At 67.1% G+C, this 21,605-nt stretch carries 23 protein-coding genes; 17 read left to right on the top strand and 6 right to left on the bottom strand.

The genetic code is table 11. From position 1 onward, the window contains the following. Positions 1–63: 63 nt before the first annotated feature. The 3 genes from AB4Y64_RS08475 to AB4Y64_RS08485 form a co-directional block, all read right to left on the bottom strand. A complete protein-coding gene (locus tag AB4Y64_RS08475; protein ID WP_441816013.1) occupies positions 64–1,731 on the bottom strand; it encodes a GMC family oxidoreductase in 1,668 nt (555 codons plus the stop codon). A gap of 194 nt (positions 1,732–1,925) precedes the next feature. Next, positions 1,926–3,809, bottom strand: coding sequence for a M56 family metallopeptidase (locus AB4Y64_RS08480; RefSeq protein WP_441816014.1), 1,884 nt, complete (start codon positions 3,807–3,809; stop codon positions 1,926–1,928). Continuing rightward, entirely contained in the window at positions 3,802–4,191 is a 390-nt protein-coding gene (locus tag AB4Y64_RS08485) for a BlaI/MecI/CopY family transcriptional regulator (protein ID WP_441816015.1), read from the bottom strand. The genes AB4Y64_RS08480 and AB4Y64_RS08485 overlap by 8 nt, the downstream gene beginning before the upstream one ends. A gap of 170 nt (positions 4,192–4,361) precedes the next feature. Between AB4Y64_RS08485 and AB4Y64_RS08490 the strand changes: the two genes are divergently transcribed. Beyond that, a complete protein-coding gene (locus AB4Y64_RS08490; protein WP_441816016.1) occupies positions 4,362–4,841 on the top strand; it encodes a hypothetical protein in 480 nt (159 codons plus the stop codon). A gap of 107 nt (positions 4,842–4,948) precedes the next feature. Further along, complete coding sequence (locus AB4Y64_RS08495; protein ID WP_441816017.1) at positions 4,949–6,103, top strand: serine hydrolase domain-containing protein; 1,155 nt, start codon at positions 4,949–4,951, stop codon at positions 6,101–6,103. Here the strand turns inward: AB4Y64_RS08495 and AB4Y64_RS08500 are convergent. Continuing rightward, on the bottom strand, positions 6,100–6,600 hold the full coding sequence (locus tag AB4Y64_RS08500) for a VOC family protein (protein WP_441816018.1): 501 nt from the start codon (positions 6,598–6,600) through the stop codon (positions 6,100–6,102). The genes AB4Y64_RS08495 and AB4Y64_RS08500 overlap by 4 nt on opposite strands. Before the next feature lie 208 nt (positions 6,601–6,808). Between AB4Y64_RS08500 and AB4Y64_RS08505 the strand changes: the two genes are divergently transcribed. The 13 genes from AB4Y64_RS08505 to AB4Y64_RS08565 all read left to right on the top strand — a co-directional run bounded on the left by AB4Y64_RS08505 (position 6,809) and on the right by AB4Y64_RS08565 (position 17,307). After that, positions 6,809–7,177, top strand: a complete 369-nt coding sequence (locus tag AB4Y64_RS08505) for a VOC family protein (RefSeq protein ID WP_441816019.1) — start codon at positions 6,809–6,811, stop codon at positions 7,175–7,177. A gap of 6 nt (positions 7,178–7,183) precedes the next feature. After that, positions 7,184–7,894 carry a DNA alkylation repair protein gene (locus AB4Y64_RS08510; RefSeq protein WP_441816020.1) on the top strand — a complete coding sequence of 237 codons (711 nt, stop codon included), beginning with the start codon at positions 7,184–7,186 and terminating at the stop codon, positions 7,892–7,894. Between the two features lie 80 nt (positions 7,895–7,974). Further along, positions 7,975–9,381, top strand: a complete 1,407-nt coding sequence (locus AB4Y64_RS08515) for a M20/M25/M40 family metallo-hydrolase (RefSeq protein WP_441816021.1) — start codon at positions 7,975–7,977, stop codon at positions 9,379–9,381. Positions 9,382–9,697: 316 nt separating this feature from the next. After that, positions 9,698–10,108, top strand: coding sequence for a hypothetical protein (locus tag AB4Y64_RS08520; RefSeq protein ID WP_441816022.1), 411 nt, complete (start codon positions 9,698–9,700; stop codon positions 10,106–10,108). Positions 10,109–10,111: 3 nt separating this feature from the next. Further along, complete coding sequence (locus AB4Y64_RS08525) at positions 10,112–10,621, top strand: YidH family protein (protein WP_441816023.1); 510 nt, start codon at positions 10,112–10,114, stop codon at positions 10,619–10,621. Positions 10,622–10,720: 99 nt separating this feature from the next. Beyond that, positions 10,721–12,364, top strand: coding sequence for an arylsulfatase (locus tag AB4Y64_RS08530; protein WP_441816024.1), 1,644 nt, complete (start codon positions 10,721–10,723; stop codon positions 12,362–12,364). Positions 12,365–12,437: 73 nt separating this feature from the next. After that, positions 12,438–13,355, top strand: coding sequence for an HAD family hydrolase (locus AB4Y64_RS08535; RefSeq protein ID WP_441816025.1), 918 nt, complete (start codon positions 12,438–12,440; stop codon positions 13,353–13,355). 47 nt (positions 13,356–13,402) lie between these two features. After that, the gene (locus tag AB4Y64_RS08540) at positions 13,403–14,326 is read left to right on the top strand and encodes a formylglycine-generating enzyme family protein (RefSeq protein ID WP_441816026.1); all 924 of its coding nucleotides are present in this window, start codon (positions 13,403–13,405) and stop codon (positions 14,324–14,326) included. Positions 14,327–14,373: 47 nt separating this feature from the next. After that, positions 14,374–14,742 (top strand): DUF1622 domain-containing protein, encoded by a 369-nt coding sequence (locus tag AB4Y64_RS08545; protein ID WP_441816027.1) that lies wholly within the window; start codon positions 14,374–14,376, stop codon positions 14,740–14,742. 24 nt (positions 14,743–14,766) lie between these two features. Continuing rightward, a complete protein-coding gene (locus AB4Y64_RS08550; RefSeq protein ID WP_441816028.1) occupies positions 14,767–15,108 on the top strand; it encodes a zinc ribbon domain-containing protein YjdM in 342 nt (113 codons plus the stop codon). A gap of 91 nt (positions 15,109–15,199) precedes the next feature. Continuing rightward, positions 15,200–15,748 carry an NADPH-dependent FMN reductase gene (locus tag AB4Y64_RS08555; RefSeq protein WP_441816029.1) on the top strand — a complete coding sequence of 183 codons (549 nt, stop codon included), beginning with the start codon at positions 15,200–15,202 and terminating at the stop codon, positions 15,746–15,748. 100 nt (positions 15,749–15,848) lie between these two features. After that, the gene (locus tag AB4Y64_RS08560) at positions 15,849–16,655 is read left to right on the top strand and encodes an arylamine N-acetyltransferase family protein (RefSeq protein ID WP_441816030.1); all 807 of its coding nucleotides are present in this window, start codon (positions 15,849–15,851) and stop codon (positions 16,653–16,655) included. Positions 16,656–16,695: 40 nt separating this feature from the next. Then, complete coding sequence (locus AB4Y64_RS08565; RefSeq protein WP_441816031.1) at positions 16,696–17,307, top strand: HD domain-containing protein; 612 nt, start codon at positions 16,696–16,698, stop codon at positions 17,305–17,307. Positions 17,308–17,313: 6 nt separating this feature from the next. Here AB4Y64_RS08565 and AB4Y64_RS08570 read toward each other — a convergent pair whose 3' ends face one another. Both AB4Y64_RS08570 and AB4Y64_RS08575 read right to left on the bottom strand, forming a co-directional pair. After that, on the bottom strand, positions 17,314–18,756 hold the full coding sequence (locus AB4Y64_RS08570; RefSeq protein WP_441816032.1) for an MFS transporter: 1,443 nt from the start codon (positions 18,754–18,756) through the stop codon (positions 17,314–17,316). Beyond that, positions 18,753–19,748: an NADP-dependent oxidoreductase gene (locus AB4Y64_RS08575; RefSeq protein ID WP_441816033.1), complete on the bottom strand. Its 996-nt coding sequence runs from the start codon at positions 19,746–19,748 to the stop codon at positions 18,753–18,755. Before AB4Y64_RS08575 ends, AB4Y64_RS08570 begins: the two co-directional genes overlap by 4 nt. Positions 19,749–19,812: 64 nt before the next feature. Between AB4Y64_RS08575 and soxR the strand changes: the two genes are divergently transcribed. Next, positions 19,813–20,265, top strand: a complete 453-nt coding sequence (gene soxR, locus AB4Y64_RS08580; RefSeq protein WP_441816034.1) for a redox-sensitive transcriptional activator SoxR — start codon at positions 19,813–19,815, stop codon at positions 20,263–20,265. Positions 20,266–20,396: 131 nt separating this feature from the next. Continuing rightward, entirely contained in the window at positions 20,397–21,593 is a 1,197-nt protein-coding gene (locus tag AB4Y64_RS08585; protein ID WP_441816035.1) for a glycosyltransferase, read from the top strand. The last annotated feature ends 12 nt before the right edge of the window (positions 21,594–21,605 follow it).

Raw genomic sequence — 21,605 nt, forward strand, 5'->3', positions numbered from 1 at the left:
CGTCAGCGACGCACGGTCGCGACGCTATCACCGGCGCCGGAAAGCGGACAAGGGCCGGAAGGCTCAGCCTAGAAAGGGCGCGGCCTGCTCCAGGCGCATGCGCAGCTGCTCGGCCAGGCGCAGGCTCAGGGCGATGATGGTGAACGTGGGGAACGCCCAGCTGCCGGTCGGGAACACCGAGCTGCCGGCGATGTGCAGGTTGCCGATGCCGTGTACCTGGCAGTTGCGGTCGACCACGCCCAGTTCCGGCGCATCGGCCATGCGCGTGGTGCCCATGTGGTGGGACGTGCCAAATACCTGCGGCACGCCGTTTTCCTCCTCCAGCCACGGTTCGGGGCGGAACTCGCCCTTGCTCACCCGCGCCATCTCGGCACCGAACAGCTTGGCGGCCGTGCGGTAGGTGTGGCGGTCCAGTTCGGTCAGGCGCCAGTCGACGCTGACCTTGCGCAGGCCCAGGGCGTCGCGCTCCTCGCCCAGGGTGATGCGGCTGTCGTGGTTGGGCACCTGCTCGAAGTAGCCGACCAGGTCCACGCGCTCGGTCTTCACCGTCGGCTTGCGGGTGAGCTTGCGACCGAAGGCCTTGGCGATGTCGGCCGCACCCAGGCCGGCGCGCAGGGTCAACGATGCGATGTCGTCCTCGGACGGACGCGCGTTGGCGATGTAGTCCGGCTCGCCGTTCTTGCGGCCGCACACGCGCGCCTTGATCTCCCAGTTATCGTGATTGCGGCGCGCGCGCATGATCGCGCGCAGGTCGCGCAGCGCCTGCAGACCTTCGGGCACCGGTTCCTGGAAAGCGAACGGCCGGACCCGGCCGCTGAGAATGCGGTGCTCGCGCTGGGCTTCGTCGGACAGGCAGATCTCGGGATGCGCCTGCGGCTTGCCCTTGGGCACGTTGCGGTCGTAGGGGCGGATCACCGCTTCCGGATCGGCGGTGTAGAGCGCGCCCAGCTTGCCGCTGGGGTGATCCATGAAATAGCGGCCGACCAGGTCGTGGTCGTTGCCCAGCCCATTGGGCCGGACCGAGTTGGACGACAGCAGCAGGCGCGCGTTCTCGATGCCGCCGCAGGCCAGCACGAAGTGGCGCGCGCGGATCACGCCGCGATGGCCGTCGAGCGTACCGATGCGGGCCTGGCGTACCGCCGCGCCCGACGGCAGCGCTTCGAGTTCGAGCAGGTTGGCGTGCAGCAGGACGGTGATGTTGGCGGCGCGGTCGAACTCGGTCCGATAGGCCTGGCCGAAGATCATCGGGCTGCTGGCGAAGGTCTTGTGCACCAGCGAGTCGCCGTCGAAGGGCAGGGTCTTGCGCGACGAGGGCGTCAGGAAGCTGTCCTCGTTGAAGTCATGCGACTCCAGGCCGCAGAAAGTGCGGGCGCGGACGTAGTGCGGTTCAAGGTCGGCGAAGCCGATCGGCCAACCGCTGTGCGGCACCCAGTCGCGCGCGGCCAGGTTGGCCAGCGGAATGCAGCCGCGGCCCCACAGGTTGCAGGTGCCGCCAAAGGCGCGCAGGCGCGAGGCGCCAGGGTCGAATTCGGGGACGCCGACCGAGGAGCCTTCGAACAGCGCCTGGTTGCGCATGTCGGCATCGAGGCCGCCGCCTTCAACCACGCACACGTTTACTTGTGAGCCCAGGAAAGACCAGGCAATGGCGAGTCCGGCGGCACCGGCGCCAATGATGCAGATGTCCGCTTCAACGTCGGCGGGCGACGTGGCCTTTCGGTAGTCGAAGATCAATTCGGGGCCCCTTGTGCGTGTGACGCGGGCACGAGGCGGTTGCCTGCCCCCGGGTCTGCTGTAGCTATTCAACGTAGCCAAGGGCAGGGAGGGGACAGTGCACCGCGGCGCTGACGGCCGCGGTGCTCATGCCAAATCGTTATGTCCTGCGACATCAGGTGGGCGGGTGCGCCAGGCACCCGCCACCTGGTGCGTTACTGCGCGCTGTACGTCGGCGCCGGAAGGGCCAGTCCCCTGGCGATGGCATCGTCGATCAGCTTGCGCGTCTCGGCCTCGGCCTTGGCGACGACCTTTTCATGCTGTGCGCCAAGCACATCCATCTGCGCGCCCAGCGCCTCCATCGGCTTGCCGGCTTCTTCCATCTGCCGGCCCAGGGCCTCCATCGGGGCGGACTGCGCGTCCATGCGGCGGGACTGCGCGTCCATGATCCGGGACTGCGCGTCCATCTGCCGGCCCAATGCATCCTGCTGTTGCGATAGAGCGTCCATCTTGCGCGAGAGCTCGTCCATCCCGGCCGCGTTGGCGCCGACCATCTCGGCGGCCAGTTGCGCCTGCTTGGCGGCAAAGCCGGTCTGCTGTTTTGCCAGGGTTTCCATCTGCCGGGTGGCGGCGTCCATCGCGGCGGTGGGCCCGCTGTGCTCGCTGAGCTTTTCCATCTGCGTGCCGAGCGCGCTCATCTTGTCGCCGTGCACTTCCATCTGGTCGCCGAGCACTTCCATCTGCTTGCCGATCTTGTCGCTGTCGCGCCACGCTTCGCGGGTCTTGGCGACGGTGGCCGCATCGACGATCACGTAGGACTTGCCGCCGCGGCGGAACCAGACAAAGTCGCCCTGCAGGCTGCGCTTGGCGGACCGGATCTGCGGCAGGTCGTCGGTGGACCCGGACATGGTGATGCCGTCGCGATCCTGGCTGATCAGCGCATAGGCCTCCTGCGTTGCGCCGGTGTGCAGGTTCGCCGAATTCACGCGGGTGACCGTGGAGGATGTCTTCTCCGCGGGCTTCTTCTGCGTGCCCGGCACGGCGGTGGCGGCCTTGGCCGGCGTGACCGGGGTGCTGATCTGGGCGTGGGCATAGAAGGCCAGGCAGGCGGCAGCCAGGCCGATCAGGGGGAAGGCGACGCGGCCGCTGGCGGCGCGGTGGCCGGGGCGGACAAGCTGTTCGATGCGGGACATCAGGTGGCCTCCATGGGCGGCTTGGGCAAGGTGCGGGTGTGGGACGGTCGGGTGTGTGCGGGAAACGCGGGTGAGGTCGGACAGTTCGGACAGTTCGGACAGGGCCAGGGCGAGGCGACGGGGTTCGCCGGTCACCGTCGCGGCGAGCTGGTCGGCAATGTGCTCGCGCTCGATGCGGATCCGGCGCGACAGCCACCACGTCACCGGGTGGTAGAACAGCAGCGCCTCGACCACGCCCTGCAGCAGGTTGACGAGGTAGTCGTGGCGGCGGACATGCGCAAGCTCGTGCGCCAGCAGCGCCTCGACCAGATCGACCGGCATGCGCATCAGCAACGCGGACGGCAGCAGCACCACCGGGCGCAACCAGCCTGCCGACGCCGGCGAGTCGAGGCCATCGACCAGGCGCAGGACGACTTGGCCGTGGATGCCAAAGCGCGTGGCGAGCGCGTCCAGTCGGACCTGCCAGGATGCATGCGCCGCGCTTTGCGGCAGCGAGCGCAGGCGCTGGATCCAGACCAGGCCCACTGCCATGCGCAACGACAGGGTGCAGGCACCGGCGGACCAGACCACCACGATCCAGGGCATGGCGGCATCGACGCGGGCCGGCCACAGGGACTCGATGGGCAGCGAGGTGGCCGAAGCAATTAGCAGTTGCGGCGATGCACCAGTGGTGATCGCGAGCGGGGCCAGCGGATTGGCCGCGGCGATCATCAGTGCCAGATGCAACGACGGCACCAGCACGCAGGCGAGCAGGGCGGCACAGGCCACTGCATAGCGCAGCTGCGGACGCGCGGCATGCAGTAATTGCAGTGCCAGTGCCGCGACCAGGCCGATCAGCGCGCCCTGCCAGACGAAGTGCAGCAGTGCCCGGCCCAGCAGCGGGACCAGGATGGAGGAATCAGGCATCGGGATTCTCCTTGAGGAAGCGCTTGATCTCCTCGCGTTCCTTGTCGGTCACGTGGTCGCTCAGGGCGGCCAGCACCAGGTCCTTGCCGGAGCCGGCGAAGACTTTCTGGATGAGGTCCTTGAGCAGGTTGGTCTGCAGTGCATCGCGTTCGTGGGCGGCGGCGTAGACGTGCGAGCGCTGGCTCTCGTCGCGGGTCAGCAGGCCCTTGCCGTGCATGATCTGCATCAGCCGCAGCACGGTGGCGTAGGTCAGCTCCGGGCGCTCTTGCACGCGCTGCGCGTGCACGTCCTTCACCGTCGATGGTCCCAGGCGCCAGATCGCGCGCAGCAGGTCGAGCTCGGCAGCGGTGGGCTTGGGCGGTTTGCTCGCTTTGCGGGTCATGTGGCGGACGCGATGGGTGGGCTGATCAAACCGTAGATCAAGTAGACCGGATTGTCTAGACAGAATTGTCTATGTCGAAAGTCATGGTGCCGAATGTCGGGAGGCGGCCACGGCGGGACGGAATGGGCCTACGATCGGCGCGCTTCCAACCCTTCCCGCAGGAGTCCGGCATGTCCTTGCATGTGCAACGCCCCGTTGAATGGCTTCAGGTGGTCCTGGGTGGCCTGATCGTCGCCATCGGCGACATCGCGTTTGCCACTTCAGTCTGGTTCTCCTGGGATGCAGCCGGGATCGAAAAGGTTTTCCAGGCGATCGCAGTGGGCGTGTTGGGCAAAGCCAGCTATGACGGCGGCATCCAGGCGGCATTGCTGGGTGCGTGCCTGCACGTGTTGATGGCCACGTCCTTCGTGGTGATCTACACCCTGGCCGCACGGCGTTCGCCGGGGCTGCTGCGCCGGCCGTTCGTGCTTGGGCCGCTGTACGGGGTGGTGCTGTATGTGGTGATGAACTTCGTGGTGATGCCGCTGTCGCGGGTGGGGCGCTCGCCGGCACTGGCGCATCTGGACACGATCACCCTGAGCGTCATCGCGCACATGGTGTTCGGCGTGGTGTGCGTGCTGTTTGCGAGGCGGGCGCTGGCGCGGCGCTGAGCGGGGACCGATCGCGGGAAATGGCGGGGCGGTGCAACCGCCGGCCCGCAGCCCGTCTCCCTGTCAGGCGATGGGTGGCCGTTTGCCGCCCGCCCACGGAGTCCGCGATGAAGCCGTCCCTGATGCTGCGTGCCCTTTTGCCGGCACTGTTGTTGTCGTCGATCGCCGCGGCACAGCCGCCGTCCGCACAGGCGCCATCCTCACAGCCACTCTCCGCACAGCCGCCAACGGCGCAGGCGCCTGAGGCCTTCATCGCCGACTACGCCAGCAAGCACCAGTTCAATGGCACGGTGCTGGTGAAGCAGCGCGGCGAAGTGGTGTACTCGGGCAGTTTCGGCGAGGCCAACCGGGCTTTCGCCGTGCCCGATACACGGCAGACCAAATACCGCATCGCCTCGATCACCAAGCTGTTCACCGCCACGCTGGTGATGCAGCTGGTCGAACAGGGGCGGCTGGATCCCGAACGCACCATCGCCACCTACCTGCCGGACTACGCCGGGCCGGCCGCGCAGCGCGTGACCGTGCACCAACTGCTCAACCACACCTCCGGCATCGACAACATGGACAAGGTGACCAGCGCCGAGCAGGCCATCAGCGAAGGCATTCCCGCCTACCAGCATCCCTGGAGCAGCGACCAGCTGCTGGCGCGCTTCGCCAGCGGGCCGCTGGTGCACGAGCCGGGCAAGGTGTTCGACTACAACAACGGCGACTACGTGATCCTGGGCAAGATCGTCGAACGCCTGCAGGGCAAGCGTTTCGACGAGGTGCTCAATGAGCGCATCCTGCAGCCACTGGGCATGACCGACAGCGGCATGCTCTACCAGCACGACATCGTCGAAGGCCTGGCCAGCACCTACTTCATGCGCGACGATCTCGGTCGCCTGGTCAACGACCTGCCGGTCTATCCGGAGAACTGGTACGCCGCCGGCGCGATGTACGCCACCGCCGACGACGTCCTCAAGTTTTCCGACGCGCTGTTCTCCGGTCGCCTGCTCAAGCCGGCCACGCTGGCGACGATGTTCACCCCCGGCCTGGATGACTACGGCTACGGCCTGTGGTCGTACACCACCAAGGTGGACGGCAAGCCTTACCGCGTGGTGAAGCGCCCCGGGCAGATCATGGGCGCGCAGAGCCAGCTGTACCGCTTCCTCGACGAAGACCTGACGGTGGTGATCCTGAGCAACACCGGCACCACCGATCTCGACGAGTTCGTCGCCGCGATCGGCAAGCGCTACGTGACGGCGAGGCAGGCCCGGCGCTAGGAGTTCGCCGCCCGGCGCACTTCGTTCAGGTCGATCTTCTTCATCTCCATCATCGCCGCCATCGCCTTGCCGGAACGGGCCGGGTCCGGATCGTTGAGCAGGTCGATCATCTCCGTCGGCACGATCTGCCAGGACACGCCGTACTTGTCCTTGAGCCAGCCGCACTGCTGCGCGGCAGGGTCGCCGCCGGCAGTCAGCTTGCCCCAGAAGTAATCGACCTCGTCCTGCGACTTGCAATTGACGAACAGCGACACGGCTTCGTTGAACTTGAAGTGCGGGCCGCCGTTGAGCGCGACCATCTGCGTTCCGTCGAGCTGGAACTCGATGGTCAACACGGTGCCCACCGGGCGACCGGAACCTTTCGAGGAGGCTTCGTCGTAACGCAGGGTCCGTCCGATGCCTGAATCGGGAAAGATCGACGTGTAGTAATGGGCGGCCTCTTCGGCCTGCGAGTCGAACCAGAGGAACGGGGTGATTCGCTGGAAACGCTGGGTCATGATCGAACTCCTGTCTGGCTTGGGAATGGCACTCGTCGCAGCTGGCATTCGACATGCCGCCGCAGCGACAGATCGAAGGCCAGTCTCCTGTAACAACGATTGGGCAACCGTGAAATCGACATCACGAAGTGATGCCGTTCCAGGTCATTGACGCAGGCAGATCCGGGGCGTATGACCGGGCGTTCATGTCAGCCATGGAGATCAGGCAATGCTCAAGAAGGTCGCTTTCACCATGTACCCGGTCAGCGACGTGGCGCGTGCGCGGGACTTCTACGAGAACGCGCTCGGCCTCACCGCCGGATCGGTCGGCAACCAGGGGGACCAGTACTGGGTCGAATACGATCTGCCGGGCGGGGGCTGCATCGCCCTGACCAACTTCACTGCCGACAAGCCCAGCAGTTCGGCGGGTGGAACGATCGCCGTGGAAGTCGAGGATCTCGACCAGCTCATCGCCAGCCTCAAGGCGCGCGGCGTGACCTTCCTGGGCGACATGATCCACAGCCCGGTGTGCCGGATGGCGGTATGCCTGGACAGCGAGGGCAACTCGCTTCTCCTGCATCAGCTCAAGGCGAAGTAGTCCGCGATGCAGGCGCCGCTGCGGGCTCGGCTGGATGACGCCCTGCAGGCGCTGCGCAGCCGTGCCAGCAAGGCGACCCGCGACGGCATGGCGCGCTACGCCATCCCCAGCGATCACGCCATCGGCGTGGCGATGAAGGACATCCAGGCCGTGGCCAAGGCGATCGGCCACGACCACGAACTGGCGCAGGCGCTATGGGATACCGGCATCTACGAGGCGCGCACGCTGGCCGCCTACGTCGACGATCCCGCGCAGGTCACCGCGGCGCAGATGGATCGCTGGTGCAGGGATTTCGACAACTGGGCGATCGTCGACACCGTCTGCTTCGTCCTGTTCGACCGTTCGCCGCATGCCTGGCCCAAGGTCGTGCAATGGTCGGGCAAGCGCGCCGAGCTGCAGCGGCGCGCGGCATTCGCGCTGATGGCAAGCCTGGCCCTGCACGACCGCCTTGCCGGCGAAAGCGCCTACGTCGAAGGCCTGGGCCTGATCGAGCGCACGGCCGGTGACGAGCGCAATTTCGTGATCAAGGGCGCAAGTTGGGCGCTGCGTTCGATCGGCCGCCGCAACGCGGACCTGCACGCGAAGTCAGTCGCCCTGGCGGGCCGCCTGGCCCAATCCGAGGTCGCCTGTGAGCGCTGGCTGGGCAAGGACGCGCTGCGTGACCTGGGCAAGCCGGAGGTGGCGCAGCGGTTCGCCGCGACCGGTCGGAAGCGGTAATGGGAGGGGCCTTCCGGCCTTTGCTGCGGCGGTGGCGGCGCGTCTACACTCGGGCAAATCCGACCGCCGAGACCTGCCTGATGAAGCTACGCGCTGCGACCACCCTGATCGTGCTCTCCGGCCTGTACGGCCTTGCCCTTCCTGCCGTTGCAGCCAAGCCCGTGGTCGATGCGAAGACGCACGACAAGGCGGTCGAGCTGCTCGGCAAGGGCGTTGGCTTCCGCACCGTGGCGGGGCAGGGACAGGTGCCGGCCTACGCCGAGTACCTGGCCACGCAGCTGAAGGCCGGTGGCTTTGCCGCCGACGACGTGCAGGTGCAGATGCAAGGCGACACCGCTGCCCTGGTCGCGCGTTATCGCGGCACCGGTGGCAAGCGCCCGATCCTGCTGTCGGCGCACATGGACGTGGTCGAGGCCAAACCGGCGGACTGGACCCGCGATCCGTTCAAGATGGTCACCGAGGGTGGTTACTTCTACGGCCGCGGCGTCCTCGACAACAAGTTCGATGTCTCGGTGATCGTGGCTACGTTGCTGCGGTTGAAGGCCGAAGGCTTCAAGCCCTCGCGCGACATCATCCTGGCCCTGTCAGGCGATGAAGAATCCGCCATGTCGACCACGCGCGCGCTGAGCAAGCAGTTCCCCGATGCCGAGTTGCTGCTCAATGGCGATGCTGGCGGCGGCACGCTGTCGGCGAGCGACAAGCCAGTGGCCTACAACCTGCAGGCAGCGGAAAAGACCTATGCCACGGTCACCATCGAGGTGACCAATCCGGGTGGGCACAGCAGCCGCCCGCACGCGGAAAATGCCATCTATGACCTTGCCTCGGCGCTGCAGAGGCTGGCTGCGTACCAGTTCCCGGCGCAGGCCGACGAGCTGACGACCGCCTTCTTCAAGGCCACCGGCAAGCAGACCGCCGGCCCGCTCGGCCAGGCGATGCTGCGCTTTGCCGACAATCCCAAGGACGCCGACGCGATCAAGGTGCTCGCCGCCGATCCGGAGTACGTCGGCATGATCCGCACGACCTGCGTGGCGACGATGCTCTCGGGCGGCCACGCCGAGAACGCATTGCCGCAGCGGGCCACCGCGACGGTGAACTGCCGCATCTTCCCGGGCGTCGCGGTGGAGGACGTGCGCCGCCAGATTGCCGACGTGGTGATCGATCCGTCGGCGAAGTACCCGCCGAAGGTGGAGATCATCGGCGAGCCGACGCAGAGCCCGGCTTCGCCGCTGCGCGATGACGTGATGCAGGCGGTGCGCAAGGCGGTCGATCGCCGCCAGCCCGGCCTGCCGATCGTGCCGCAGATGTCGCCCGGCGCCACCGACAGCCTGCATTTCCGCGCCGAAGGCATCCCGTCCTACGGTGTGTCGGGCCTCTACATGCGTCCGTCCGACGACTTCGCGCATGGCTTGAACGAGCGCGTTCCGGTGTCGGCCCTGGATGGCGATCTCGATCATTGGCACGTGCTGCTGACCGAACTGACGCGCTGAAGACAACGGGGGCCAGAAGGCCCCCACGCAGTGCCCACACGCACGTGATGCGGTGGGCACGCGGATAGCAATCGGCTATCGATTTGGCGGCGCACGTCCCTGGTGCAGTGCCGCGATGAACCGCCAGACCCGGTCAAGTCACGCGAGTGCCTGCCAGCCATCACGGGTCATTCACTCCGCGAACACGAACATCGACCGCGTTGTTCCCGTGGACGTACCCGCATTCAACTGCGCTCCGGATGTTCGGCGGGCGTCCCGGATTGCCTGTTGCGCGCGGCATGCGCGAACAGTCCTTGGTTGCCGCACAGGGAGCGGGATGGACGGGTTCTTGAACGACGTGGTGCGCTTCTACACCGACCTGATCGGGCGCACGCAGGGGCCGATGACATTCCGGTTGTTCCTGCAGCCCGGCATGGCGCTGCTGCTGGCGTTCCGCGACGGATTCAAGGACGCGAAGATCGGTCGGCATCCGTACTTCTGGACCATCGTGCACGATCCGGTCCGGCGCGAAGCCTCCCTGCACGAAGGGTTCCGCGCCACGGCCCGCATCCTGATCCTGGGCCTGGTGATGGACACGGTCTACCAGTACAAGGTGTTCGGCACGTTCCACGTGCTCGAAGCGCTGAACGTCGCGCTGATCCTGGGTTTCGTCCCTTACTTCCTGTTCCGCGGCCCGGCCGACCGGATCGCGCACTGGTGGCTCAAACGCAAGGCCGGGGTGCCCTGAGCCATGCCGATCCTGCCCGAAGATCGCAGCCCCGAGCTGCCGCTGCCGATCAAGGCGCCGCAGCCGCCGTTCGTGAGCAGCGACGACAAGTCCGTCGAGTTGTCCTCGCGACGCACCGGCATGTCGTTCCAGCGCACGCGGATGAGCGCCGACCGCACGCTGATGTCGATCATCCGCACCGCGCTGTCGCTGATCAGCTTCGGCTTCACCATCTTCCAGGTGTTCCAGAAGATGCAGGAGTCGAAGATGCTCGCCGCCGGTGGCCGCGAGCCGCGCAACTTCGGCATCGCCCTGGTCGTGCTGGGCATGGTGATGCTGACACTGGGCATCGTCTATCACATCAACTACATGCGCGAGCTGCGCGCCGAACGCGTGCGGATGATGACGCAGGGTCTGGTCCACGGCGAGAGCAAGTATCCGGTGTCCTTGACGCTGATCACCGCGGGCCTGTTATGGCTGCTTGGCCTGGTGGCTGCGGCCAGCATGGCGTTCAACCTTCCGTTGCTGGGCTGATCGGGTAGCACGCTCGCAACCAGAAGAACCTGCGCTCGCCCACGTGCGGGCGCCGCAATACCGCAGTGCCCCCACCGCGTTTCCCCAGGAGGAACAGAAATGGCAACAGCAAAGAAGCCCGCGACCAAGGCAGCCGCGAAGCCTGCAGCGAAGACTGCGGCGAACACTGCGGCGAACACTGCGGCGAAGCCGGCAGGGACAGCAAAGGGCGGGGGCAAGAAGCCACCCAACATCCTGGTGATCTGGGGCGACGACATCGGCATCGCCAACCTGAGCTGCTACACGCGTGGCCTGATGGGCTACCAGACCCCGAACATCGACCGCATCGCCAACGAGGGCATGCTGTTCACCGACTCCTACGGCGAGCAGTCCTGCACCGCCGGCCGCTCGTCCTTCATTACCGGCCAGAGCGTGTATCGCACCGGTTTGTCGAAGGTCGGCATCCCTGCCGCTCCGCAGGGCCTGCAGCCGGAGACGGTGACCACCGCCGACCTGCTCAAGGACCGCGGCTATGCCACCGGCCAGTTCGGCAAGAACCACCTGGGCGACCTCAACAAGTTCCTGCCCACCGTGCATGGCTTCGACGAGTTCTTCGGCAACCTTTACCACCTCAATGCCGAGGAAGAGCCGGAGATGGCCAACTACCCGAAGGACCCGCGCTTCCGCGAGAAGTTCGGTCCGCGCGGCGTGCTGCACTGCTGGGCCACCGACAAGGACGACCCGACGGTGCAGGAACGCTGGGGCAAGGTCGGCAAGCAGAAGATCAAGGACACCGGCCCGCTGACCAAGAAGCGCATGGAGACCTGCGACGACGAGTTCGTCGAGGCCGCCACCGACTTCATCAAGCGCCAGCACAAGGCCGACAAGCCGTTCTTCGTCTGGCTCAACACGACCCACATGCACCTGTTCACGCATACCAAGAAGGAAAGCCTGGGCCAGGCCGGTCGCTGGCAGTCGCCTTACCACGACACCATGATCGACCACGACAAGAACGTGGGGCAGATGCTCGATCTGCTCGACGAACTGGGCATCACCGACGACACCATCGTGATGTACTCGTCCGACAACGGTCCGCACATGAACAGCTGGCCGGATGCGGGCATGACGCCGTTCCGCAGTGAGAAGAACACCAACTGGGAAGGCGCGTTCCGCGTGCCGCTGCTGGTGCGCTGGCCGGGCCAGATCAAGGCCGGTTCGGTGTCCAACGAGATCGTCCAGCATCACGACTGGCTGCCGACGTTCCTGGAAGCGGCGGGCGATACCAGCGCCACGGACCGGTTGAAGAAGGGTGCGACCGTCAACGGCAAGAAGTTCAAGAACCATATCGATGGCGTGAGTTTCGTGCCGTACCTGACCGGTGCGAGCAAGGAAGGGCCGCGCAAGTTCTTCTTCTACTTCAGCGACGACGGCGACGTGCTTGGCATCCGCTACGACAACTGGAAACTGGTGTTCATCGAGCAGCGCTGTCGAGGCACGCTGCAGATATGGGCCGAGCCGTTCACGCACCTGCGACTACCCAAGATCTTCAACTTGCGGATGGATCCCTACGAACGGGCGGACATCACGTCGAACACGTACTACGACTGGTGCCTCAACAACATGTACTTCATCTATGCGGCGCAGACCGCTGCGGCGATGTTCGCTGCAACGTTCAAGGACTTCCCGCCGGCGCAGCGGCCGGGCAGCTTCACCATCGACGACGCCCTGAAGAAGATGGCCGAGGCCCCGGCTGGCGCAAGCTGACCGGCAGGCAATGCGAGCCCCTCTCCCGTTTGCGGGAGAGGGGTTGTGGTAAGGACAAATAGCGAGCAACTGCATGAACGACCCATTGCCGTCCTGGAACGAGGGCGCCAACAAGACCGCGATCCAATCCTTCGTCACGCGCGTGACCACCGAAGGCGGGCCCGGCTTCGTCCCCGTCGCCGACCGCATCGCGGTGTTCGACAACGACGGCACGCTGTGGTGCGAGTACCCGCTGCAGGTGCAGGTATTCTTCGCGCTGGCGCAGGTGAAGCTGCTGGCCCGGCAGGATCCGGCGCTGCTGGAGAAGCCGGCGTTCAAGGCGATGCTCAACTGCGATCTGCATGCCCTGGCGGCACTGCCGAAGAAGGAGGCCTTCGAGCCGGCCTTCGCCACGCATGCGGGCATGACCGTGGACGAGTTCCGGGCCAGTGCCACGCAATGGCTGGCGGAGGCGAAGCACCCGACGCTGATGCACCTGTTCACCCAGGGCGCGTACGTGCCGCAGCGCGAACTGCTCGACTACCTGCGTGCCAATGGCTTCAAGCCGTACATCGTGACCGGTGGCGGTGTCGAGTTCGTGCGCGCGGTCGCCGAGACGCTGTACGGGATTCCGCCGGAACAGGTCATCGGCTCGAGCATGCGCATGAAAGTGGAGACCGTCGAAGGCCAGCCGGTGCTGCGCAAGCTGCCCGAGCTGGGCAGCTTCGACGACCGCGAGGAGAAGGTGGTCAACATCGCCCTGCACCTGGGCCGTCGGCCCATGTTCGCCTTCGGCAACTCCGACGGCGACCTGGCGATGATCCGTTACACCCTGGCCGGCGACGGCCCGCGCATGGCCTGGTACCTGCACCACGACGACGACGAGCGGGAGTTCGCGTATGACAGCGACTTCAAGCTCAGTCCGTTCAAGGAGGGGCTGGAGCACGCCAAGGACTACGGCATCGGTCTTGTCAGCATGAAGAACAACTGGAACAAGGTCTTCGCGCAATGAGCATTCACGCTAGGCTCGGACCGGCATTCACGGCAGATGAGGTGGGCGTGGCTCTGGACGACATGGTGCACATTCCCGGTGGCGCCTTCCTGATGGGTTCCGATCACCACTACCCGGAAGAAGCGCCGGCGCACAAGGTGTCAGTGGCGGCATTCCGGATCGATCGCACCGCCGTTACCAACGACCAGTTCGCGCGCTTCATCGAAGCGACCGGTTACGTCACGATGGCCGAGCGACCGGCCGATCCTGCCGACTACCCCGGTGCGGATCCGGCCCTGCTGGTGCCGTCGTCGGTGGTGTTCATGCCTTCGCAGGGGCCGGTGGACCTGCGCAATCACCACAACTGGTGGGCTTACATCGCCGGCGCCGACTGGCGCCATCCGCGTGGTCCGGAGTCCTCGCTCGATGGCCTGGGCGGCCACCCGGTCGTGCACGTCGCATTCGAGGACGCGCAGGCCTACGCGGACTGGGCGGGCAAGTCGTTGCCGACCGAAGCCGAATGGGAGTTCGCTGCGCGCGGCGGGCTCGACGGCGCCGAGTTCACCTGGGGCGCCGAGTTCACGCCCGACGGCAAGTACATGGCCAACACCTGGCAGGGCGAGTTCCCCTGGCAGAACCTGCAGCAGGACGGGCATCTGTGGACCGCTCCGGTCGGCTCGTATCCGGCCAACGGTTACGGCCTGCACGACATGGCCGGCAATGTCTGGGAGTGGACGACCGACTGGTACCAGGACCACAACCGCATCCAGCAGCATTCGTGCTGCACGCTGGAGAATCCGCGCGGCGGTGAGCGCGATGCGAGCTTCGATCCGCGCCAGCCACAGGTGAGGATCCCGCGGCGGGTGATGAAGGGCGGTTCGCATCTGTGCGCCCCCAACTACTGTCGTCGCTATCGGCCCGCGGCACGGATGGCGCAGCCGGTGGATACCTCGACCTGCCATCTCGGTTTCCGTTGCGTGGTGCGCGGGTAATCGCGGCCGGCAACACCCTGGCAGTCAAGCAATCCGGAGGAACGGCAATGGAGGAATGGCTGGTCAGGATCACCGAGCCGGTCGTGGTGGCCATCGACTTCATCGCGCTGCTGATCATCCTCGCAGGGACGCTGCAGGCGATCGCCGGCGTGATCCGGTTGCTGACGAGCCATCGTCAGGACAACCACGAGCGTCGCCGGATCTGGATGGACTACTCGCGCTGGCTGGTCGCGGCCCTGACGTTCCAGTTGGCGGCTGACATCCTGGAGTCGTCGACCACGCCGGACTGGGACGGGATCGGACGATTGGCGGCGGTGGCGGTGATCCGCACCTTCCTCAATTATTTCCTGGAACGCGATGTCGAGGAGATGCGGCAGCGCGAAGAGGCGTCGCGGGAGCGCACTGGCGTAAAATGACCGACCCCACGCCGGTTCGCCTCCATGCCCACTACGCCCGCCTGTCCGCAATGCACCCTTGAGAACACCTACATCGATGGCGGCAACTTCGTCTGCGCCGATTGCGGCTTCGAGTGGGCTGCCTCGGGCGAGGCAAGTGCCGATGCCGGCGCGGTCGTACGCGACAGCAATGGCAACACGCTCGCCAACGGCGACACCGTGGTGGTGATCAAGGACCTGAAGGTCAAGGGTTCCTCGATAGCGCTCAAGCAGGGCACGGTGATCAAGAACATCCGCCTGGTCGAGGACGACTCGGAACACATCGAAGGCAACTCGGACAAGATCAAGGGCCTGGTGCTCAAGACGATGTTCCTGCGCAAGGCCTGATCGCGCGTCATCGCAACTGCGCGATCCATCACGGGCTGGTCACGCCGCCGCTCCAAGAGTAGGCGGCGGACAACCAACGATGGAGCCCGTGATGAGCCAGTACCGCATCGCCGTGTTGATCGGCAGCCTGCGCCGCGAATCGATCAACCGCCAACTCGCCCACGGCCTGTTCAAACTCGGTCCCGCGGACTTCGAGTTCCACGAGTGCCGCATCGACGACCTGCCGCTGTACAACCAGGACGACGACAGCCACCAGGCGGCGCCGGTGAAGCGGCTCAAGCAGGAGATCTCCGGCGCCAAGGGCGTGATGTTCGTGACGCCGGAGTACAACCGCTCGGTGCCGGGCGTGCTCAAGAATGCGATCGATCACGCCTCGCGACCCTATGGCCAGAGCGCGTTCGCCGGCAAGCCGGCAGGCGTCATCGGCGCCTCGATCGGTTCGATCGGCAGCGCCATGGCGCAGCAGCATCTGCGCAATACGCTGGCCTACCTGGACATGCCGACGATGGGGCAGCCGGAGGTGTTCATCCACGCCAAGGAAGGCCTGTTCGACGCCGACGGCCAGATTGGCGCGGGCAGCCGCAAGTTCCTGCAGGAATGGATGGACCGTTACGTCGCATGGGTGAAGTCGCACTCCTGACGGGCAGGTGGCCGCTGGCACGATGGTGCGTTGCGACGGCGTCGCGGCCCGTCCGCATCCACGTGCCTAGAATGGTCGGCAACGTCCGTGGAGTTGCCGCATGAACCTCGATGCCTATCTGCGCCGCATCGGCTACGACGGCCCTTTGCAGCCCAATGTCGAGGTGCTCGATGCGCTGGCGTTCCGGCACGCCACCAGCATCGCCTTCGAGAACCTGGATCCGTTCGCCGGCCAGGCAGTCGAACTGGCGCCCGATGCCATCGAGCGCAAGCTGGTGGACGCAGGGCGCGGTGGCTACTGCTTCGAACACAACCTGCTGCTGGCGCAGGCATTGGCGGCGGTCGGGTTCGATGTGAGCGGCCTGGCGGCGCGGGTGTTGTGGACCCAGCCCGACGACGCCATCACCGCGCGCAGCCACATGCTGCTGCGGGTCGACATGGAGCAGGGCACGCGCCTGGTCGATGTCGGCTTCGGCGGCTCCACGCTCACCACGAGCCTGGCGCTGCGCGATGGCGACGAGCAGGCGACGCCGCACGAGCCGTTCCGCCTCCTGCAGCGCGATGGCGACTGGCGGATGCAGGTCAGGTTGCCCGATCGCTGGGCGACGCTGTACCGGTTCGACCTGCAGTGCCAGTACCCGGTCGACTACGAGGCCTCCAACTATTTCCTGTCGACCCATCCGGCGTCGCACTTCGTCACCGGCCTGCGCGTGGCGCGTCCGGTCGCTGGCGGACGCCATGCGCTGCGTGACCGTGAACTGAGCTTCCATCGCCTCGGCGGCGAAAGCGAGCGCCGCACGCTGCAGGATGTGGACGAACTGCGCGACGTCCTGGAGGGCACGTTCGGCATCCGCGTGCCGCAATCGCCGCGATTGCAGGCGCGATTGGCCGGATTGTTCCCCGGCTGAGTCACAATGGCGGCATGGCGAAAGAGACGGACCCCTGCCGATGACTGTCCCGCTGCCGCTGGACCTGCCCGACGAACAACGCGCCGCGCTCGAAGAGGCCTACGCGACGCCGCCGCGCGCATATCACAACTTCCAGCATGTGCAGGAAGTGCTGCGGCATTACCACGACGTGTTGGCAGGCCCGGGTTGGCGTCAGCCGGCGGAAGTGGGCCTGGCGGTGCTGTACCACGATGCGATCTATGAAGCCGGGCGACGCGACAACGAAACGCGCTCGGCGGAGATGGCGGTGGCGCACATTGCGCGCTGGTGGCCGACGGCGGGTTTCGACGCGCGCCGCGTGATGGACCTGATCGAACTGACCGCACGCCACGGCACGCTGCAACCGGCCGACGTCGACGAAGAGGCCGCGCTGTTCCTGGATTGCGACATGGCCATCCTCGGCGCCGAGCCGGCGCTGTTCGACGCCTATGATCGCGGCATCACCGCCGAGTACCGCGGGGACGTCCCGGCATGGCTGTTCAAATTGAACCGGCGGCGATTCCTGAAGGCATTGCTGGCGCGTCAACGCATCTATCTCAGCGACTACTTCCACGAGCGCTACGACACGCAGGCGCGTCGCAACCTGCGCCGTGCGGTCACCGAGAAGCGCTGACACCGTTCAGTGCGTCGCGGCACCCCGGACCTTGATGCGTGACGCCAGCGCCGCCCCGAGCAGCGCAAGCAGCGCCGAGATCGTGAACCCCGACAGGTAGGCCAGCGACGGCGCACGCACCAGTAGCGCGGCGAAGATCGAACCGCCCACCGCCAGCACCGTGGCGGTCATCAGCGAGTCGCACAGTTGCAGGGCCGATGCGTTGAGGCCCTGCCGGGTCGGTGGCGACAGTTCCAGTGTCAGTACCGACAGGGTCGGGAACAGTGCGCCCATGCCGAAGTCCGCGGCAATCCAGCCGACGACACCGACGGCAACCGGCACCGCCGGCGCGACGGCCATCGCCACCCCGCTGACGCCAATCAGGATCAGGCACATGCCGAGCCGCAGCAGCTGCGGCGGCGTGAACGGCTGCCAGGGCCGGCTGCGCCACCACGAGCCCAGCGACCAGCCGATCGCGCCGGCGGTGAGCACCGCGCCGGCTGCCGTAGGCGACAGGCCGCGCTCGCGCGACAGCAGCAAGGGCACGAACACTTCGGTGCCGAAGAACGCGGCCGAGGCGATGCCACGCATGGCGATCACGGTCGGCAGGCCGCGCGCGGCGCGCAGCGTGCCGCGCGGCAGCAGCTGCCACGCGCATGAGACGACACCGGCGACCGCCAGCGCGAGCAGCGGCAAGGCGCCGGCATGGTGCTGCTGGCCGGCGTAGTGCAGCAGCAGCGCGCTCGCGGCAGCGCCGATCGCCCAGGCGATGCGGTGTGGCTGCTTGTCCGCGGCGTCATGGTCGGTGGCAGCTGGCAGGTCGAGCCCGCGCAGCGCGGGCAGCACGCACCATGCGGCGCCCAGCGCGACCAATGGCACGCAGAGGAATACCCAACGCCATCCCAGGTGTTCGACCAGCAAGCCGCTGATCGCCGGGCCGATCACCGCGGGCAGCACCCATGCCGCGGCGAACGCACCGAATATGCGTGGGTGCAACGGCGGCGGGTAGACGCGGCCGACCGCGACGTACAGCGCCACCGACATCATTCCGCCGCCAAAGCCCTGCACGATGCGGCCCAGCAGCAGGATCCACATCGACGGTGCCAGGCCGGCGATCACCAGGCCGACGACGAACCACACGATGCCCTGGCGCAGCGGCGGCGCCGGCCCGCGCCGGTCGCCCCAGCTTCCGGCGACGACCATGCCGACAACCGAGGCGGCGAGGGTGCCGCCGAAGGCGAGTGCATACAGCGGCAGGCCATCGAGTGCCTGCGCCACCGTCGGCATTGCCGTGGCGACGGCCAGCGCCTCGAACGCGTACAGCGCGACCAATGCGACCGCGCCGAGCGTGACGCTGCGATAGCGGCGGTCGAGCAGGCCACCGGCGCCTGCAGCGCCGGGCAACGGGAGCGCTGCCGGCTCGGGCGTGTCCGCGCGATGCGGTGCCCGGCCGTCGAATCCGTCACTCACAGGGCCGGCCCAAAGGTGCTGTAGACCATGAGCACGACCTTGCCGCGCCCATGCCCGTTCTCGACATCGCGATGCGCGACCGCGGCGTACGCGAGCGGGTAGATGTCGCGGACGTGCACGCGCAGTTTGCCGCTGTCGTACAGCTCGACCAGTTCCTGCAGGCGCGCCCGGTTGCGTTCGCTGCGGACACCGCGCACACCCAGGCGCTGGACGTCCTCGAACGCCACCAGCGTGGCGATGCGCGAGGGCTCGATACCGAGTGCGATCGACGCATCCAGCGCGCCGCGACCGGACGCATCGAGGGCCGCATGGACTCCGTTGGGCGCAAGCGCGGCCACGCGCTCGGCCAGGCCGGGGCCGTACAACACCGGTTCGGCGCCGAGCGAGCGCAGGTAGTCGTGGTTCTCGCGGCTGGCGGTGCCGATCACGCGGGCGCCGCGCAGGCGCGCCAGTTGGACGGCGATGGTGCCGACGCCACCTGCGGCCCCGTGCACCAGCACGGTATCGCCGCGGGCGATGTCGAGCGCCTGCACCGCGGTGTGTGCGGTCTGGCCCGAGGCCGACAACGAGCCGGCAACCGCCCACGACATCATCAGCGGCTTGGCGACGAGCTGGTCTGCCGGGGCCACCACGGCTTCGGCATAGGCATTGGCCGTGGACCAGCCGAGCACTTCGTCACCCGCGGCGAGGGTCTCGACGCCGGCGCCGACCTGTTCGACCACGCCGGCGAATTCGTTGCCGAGCTGGCGCGGAAAGGGCGCCTGGCCGATGCCGCGCTGGGCGAACCAGCCGCTTCGGGTCGAGCAGTCGGCCGGTTGCACGCCGGCGGCCCGCACACGCACCCGGACCTCGCCCGCGGCCGGCTGGGGCAGGGGCAGCTCGGCCATTCGCAGGACATCGGGCGGGCCGTATTGGTCGAAGACCACCGCGTGCATGGTCGCGGCCTGAGCGGATTGGGCGACATAGCCGTCGCGCGCGGTGCGGGTATCCATGACTTGACCGGAATCGAGCATGAGGGCGAGGATAGAACCTCAAGTTAGGTTGAGGTCAAGTGCCATGGCATCACACGACGAGCTCACCGTCGGCGAAGTTGCGCAACGCAGCGGTACCACGGTGTCGGCACTGCACTTCTACGAGGCCAAGGGCCTGATCCACAGCCAGCGCACGGCCGGCAACCAGCGCCGCTACTCGCGCGACATGCTGCGCAGGATCGCGATCATCCGCGCCGCCCAGCGCGTGGGCATGCCGCTGGCCAGCATCCGCGCGGCGCTGGCGAGCCTGCCGGAGGCGCGCACGCCGACGCGGCGCGACTGGACGCGGTTGTCGGCGATGTGGCGGGAGGAACTCGACGCGCGCATCCAGCAACTGATCCGGATGCGCGACACCCTCGACGACTGCATCGGCTGCGGCTGCCTGTCGCTGGAACGGTGCCGCCTGGCCAATCCCGGCGATGTCCTGGGCGAGCACGGCGCAGGGCCCCAGCGCTGGAGCGATGCGCAGGAGGAATAGGCGCTTCCGGAAGGCGTGTCCGGGAGGCCCTCCAGGACCGGCTTGCGAGGTCATGGCGTCTTTGTGACAAAACGGTAACGTTTTACCTGTGGAATCGTCGTGGCGCGGGCAGGGGCCCAGGCGAGACCGGCATGAACATCCTGATGTTGTCCGACGTGTACTTTCCGCGCATCAACGGTGTCTCCACTTCGATCCGCACATTCGCGCAAGGCCTGGCGCGGATGGGGCATTCGGTCACCCTGGTCGCGCCCGACTATGGCGTGGACCCCGGGAAGCAGGCGCTTGAAGACCGCAACGAGGGCTTCGAGGTGCTGAGGCTGCCCTCGAGGGTGATCTTCTTCGATCCCGAGGACCGCCTGATCAAGGGCAGCGACCTGGCCAGGGCCGAGGCAATGCTGCGCGAGCGCGACTGGGACGTGATCCATATCCACACGCCGTTCCGCGCCCACTCGCTCGGTGTGCGGCTGGCGCGGCATGGCGGCTGGAAGACCGTGGAGACCTACCACACCTACTTCGAGGAATACGTCGGCCACTACCTGCCGTGGCTGCCGTCGGCGCTGACGCGCCTGCTGGCGCGCCGCGCCTCGCGCCATCTGTGCCACGGCGTGGACGAGCTGATCGTGCCGAGCCGGCAGATGGTCGACGTGCTGGACCGCTACGGCATCACCACGCCGTCGGTGGTGATCCCCACCGGCATCGACCTGGCCCAGTTCAGCAACGGCGATGGCGCGCGCTTCCGCGCGGCCCACGGCATCGCCACGGAGCGGCCGACGCTGGTGACGGTCAGTCGCCTGTCGCTGGAGAAGAACATCGGCTTCCTGCTGCGGGTCGTGCAGCGGCTGGTCGCGGACTTCCCCGACCTGCTGTTCCTGATCGCTGGCGAAGGCCCCGACGAGCCGCGCCTGCGCCGCCTGGTCCAGGAACTGGGCCTGCACGACCACGTGCGCTTCTTCGGCAACCTCGACCGCCGCACCGCGCTGCTCGACGCCTATCGCGCCGGCGATGCGTTCGTATTCGCCTCGCCGACAGAAACCCAGGGGCTGGTGCTGATCGAGGCGATGGCATTGGGGGTTCCGATCGTATCCACCGCGGTCATGGGCACCGCGACGGTGCTGCGCGATGCGGCCAGTGCCCTGATCGCCGAAGAGGACGTCGACGATTTCGCCGCGAAAGCGACGCGCCTGCTGCGTTCGCCTGAACTGCGCGCGCGACTGGCAGCGGCGGGGCCTCGCGATGCGAATGCATGGAGCGCTGACGGCATGACGAGAAGGGTCGAAGACCTGTATGCGCGCCTTGCGCAACGGAGTGAGCTGGTACCGGCCGCCTGACCTGCGTTGATG

Source organism: Lysobacter sp. TAF61 (assembly GCF_052113485.1).
Taxonomy (GTDB): Bacteria; Pseudomonadota; Gammaproteobacteria; order Xanthomonadales; family Xanthomonadaceae; genus Lysobacter_J.

What these genes read in the sequence shown, in the direction of transcription:
- AB4Y64_RS08545 (WP_441816027.1), top strand. Translation starts at nt 14,374, where the DNA reads ATGGAGGAATGGCTGGTCAGGATCACCGAGCCGGTCGTGGTGGCCATC.
- AB4Y64_RS08530 (WP_441816024.1), top strand. Translation starts at nt 10,721, where the DNA reads ATGGCAACAGCAAAGAAGCCCGCGACCAAGGCAGCCGCGAAGCCTGCA.
- AB4Y64_RS08480 (WP_441816014.1), bottom strand. Translation starts at nt 3,809, where the DNA reads ATGCCTGATTCCTCCATCCTGGTCCCGCTGCTGGGCCGGGCACTGCTG.
- AB4Y64_RS08555 (WP_441816029.1), top strand. Translation starts at nt 15,200, where the DNA reads ATGAGCCAGTACCGCATCGCCGTGTTGATCGGCAGCCTGCGCCGCGAA.
- AB4Y64_RS08575 (WP_441816033.1), bottom strand. Translation starts at nt 19,748, where the DNA reads ATGGATACCCGCACCGCGCGCGACGGCTATGTCGCCCAATCCGCTCAG.
- AB4Y64_RS08550 (WP_441816028.1), top strand. Translation starts at nt 14,767, where the DNA reads ATGCCCACTACGCCCGCCTGTCCGCAATGCACCCTTGAGAACACCTAC.
- AB4Y64_RS08500 (WP_441816018.1), bottom strand. Translation starts at nt 6,600, where the DNA reads ATGACCCAGCGTTTCCAGCGAATCACCCCGTTCCTCTGGTTCGACTCG.
- AB4Y64_RS08485 (WP_441816015.1), bottom strand. Translation starts at nt 4,191, where the DNA reads ATGACCCGCAAAGCGAGCAAACCGCCCAAGCCCACCGCTGCCGAGCTC.
- AB4Y64_RS08510 (WP_441816020.1), top strand. Translation starts at nt 7,184, where the DNA reads ATGCAGGCGCCGCTGCGGGCTCGGCTGGATGACGCCCTGCAGGCGCTG.
- AB4Y64_RS08535 (WP_441816025.1), top strand. Translation starts at nt 12,438, where the DNA reads ATGAACGACCCATTGCCGTCCTGGAACGAGGGCGCCAACAAGACCGCG.
- AB4Y64_RS08495 (WP_441816017.1), top strand. Translation starts at nt 4,949, where the DNA reads ATGAAGCCGTCCCTGATGCTGCGTGCCCTTTTGCCGGCACTGTTGTTG.
- AB4Y64_RS08585 (WP_441816035.1), top strand. Translation starts at nt 20,397, where the DNA reads ATGAACATCCTGATGTTGTCCGACGTGTACTTTCCGCGCATCAACGGT.
- AB4Y64_RS08560 (WP_441816030.1), top strand. Translation starts at nt 15,849, where the DNA reads ATGAACCTCGATGCCTATCTGCGCCGCATCGGCTACGACGGCCCTTTG.
- AB4Y64_RS08565 (WP_441816031.1), top strand. Translation starts at nt 16,696, where the DNA reads ATGACTGTCCCGCTGCCGCTGGACCTGCCCGACGAACAACGCGCCGCG.
- soxR (WP_441816034.1), top strand. Translation starts at nt 19,813, where the DNA reads ATGGCATCACACGACGAGCTCACCGTCGGCGAAGTTGCGCAACGCAGC.
- AB4Y64_RS08505 (WP_441816019.1), top strand. Translation starts at nt 6,809, where the DNA reads ATGCTCAAGAAGGTCGCTTTCACCATGTACCCGGTCAGCGACGTGGCG.
- AB4Y64_RS08490 (WP_441816016.1), top strand. Translation starts at nt 4,362, where the DNA reads ATGTCCTTGCATGTGCAACGCCCCGTTGAATGGCTTCAGGTGGTCCTG.
- AB4Y64_RS08525 (WP_441816023.1), top strand. Translation starts at nt 10,112, where the DNA reads ATGCCGATCCTGCCCGAAGATCGCAGCCCCGAGCTGCCGCTGCCGATC.
- AB4Y64_RS08515 (WP_441816021.1), top strand. Translation starts at nt 7,975, where the DNA reads ATGAAGCTACGCGCTGCGACCACCCTGATCGTGCTCTCCGGCCTGTAC.
- AB4Y64_RS08520 (WP_441816022.1), top strand. Translation starts at nt 9,698, where the DNA reads ATGGACGGGTTCTTGAACGACGTGGTGCGCTTCTACACCGACCTGATC.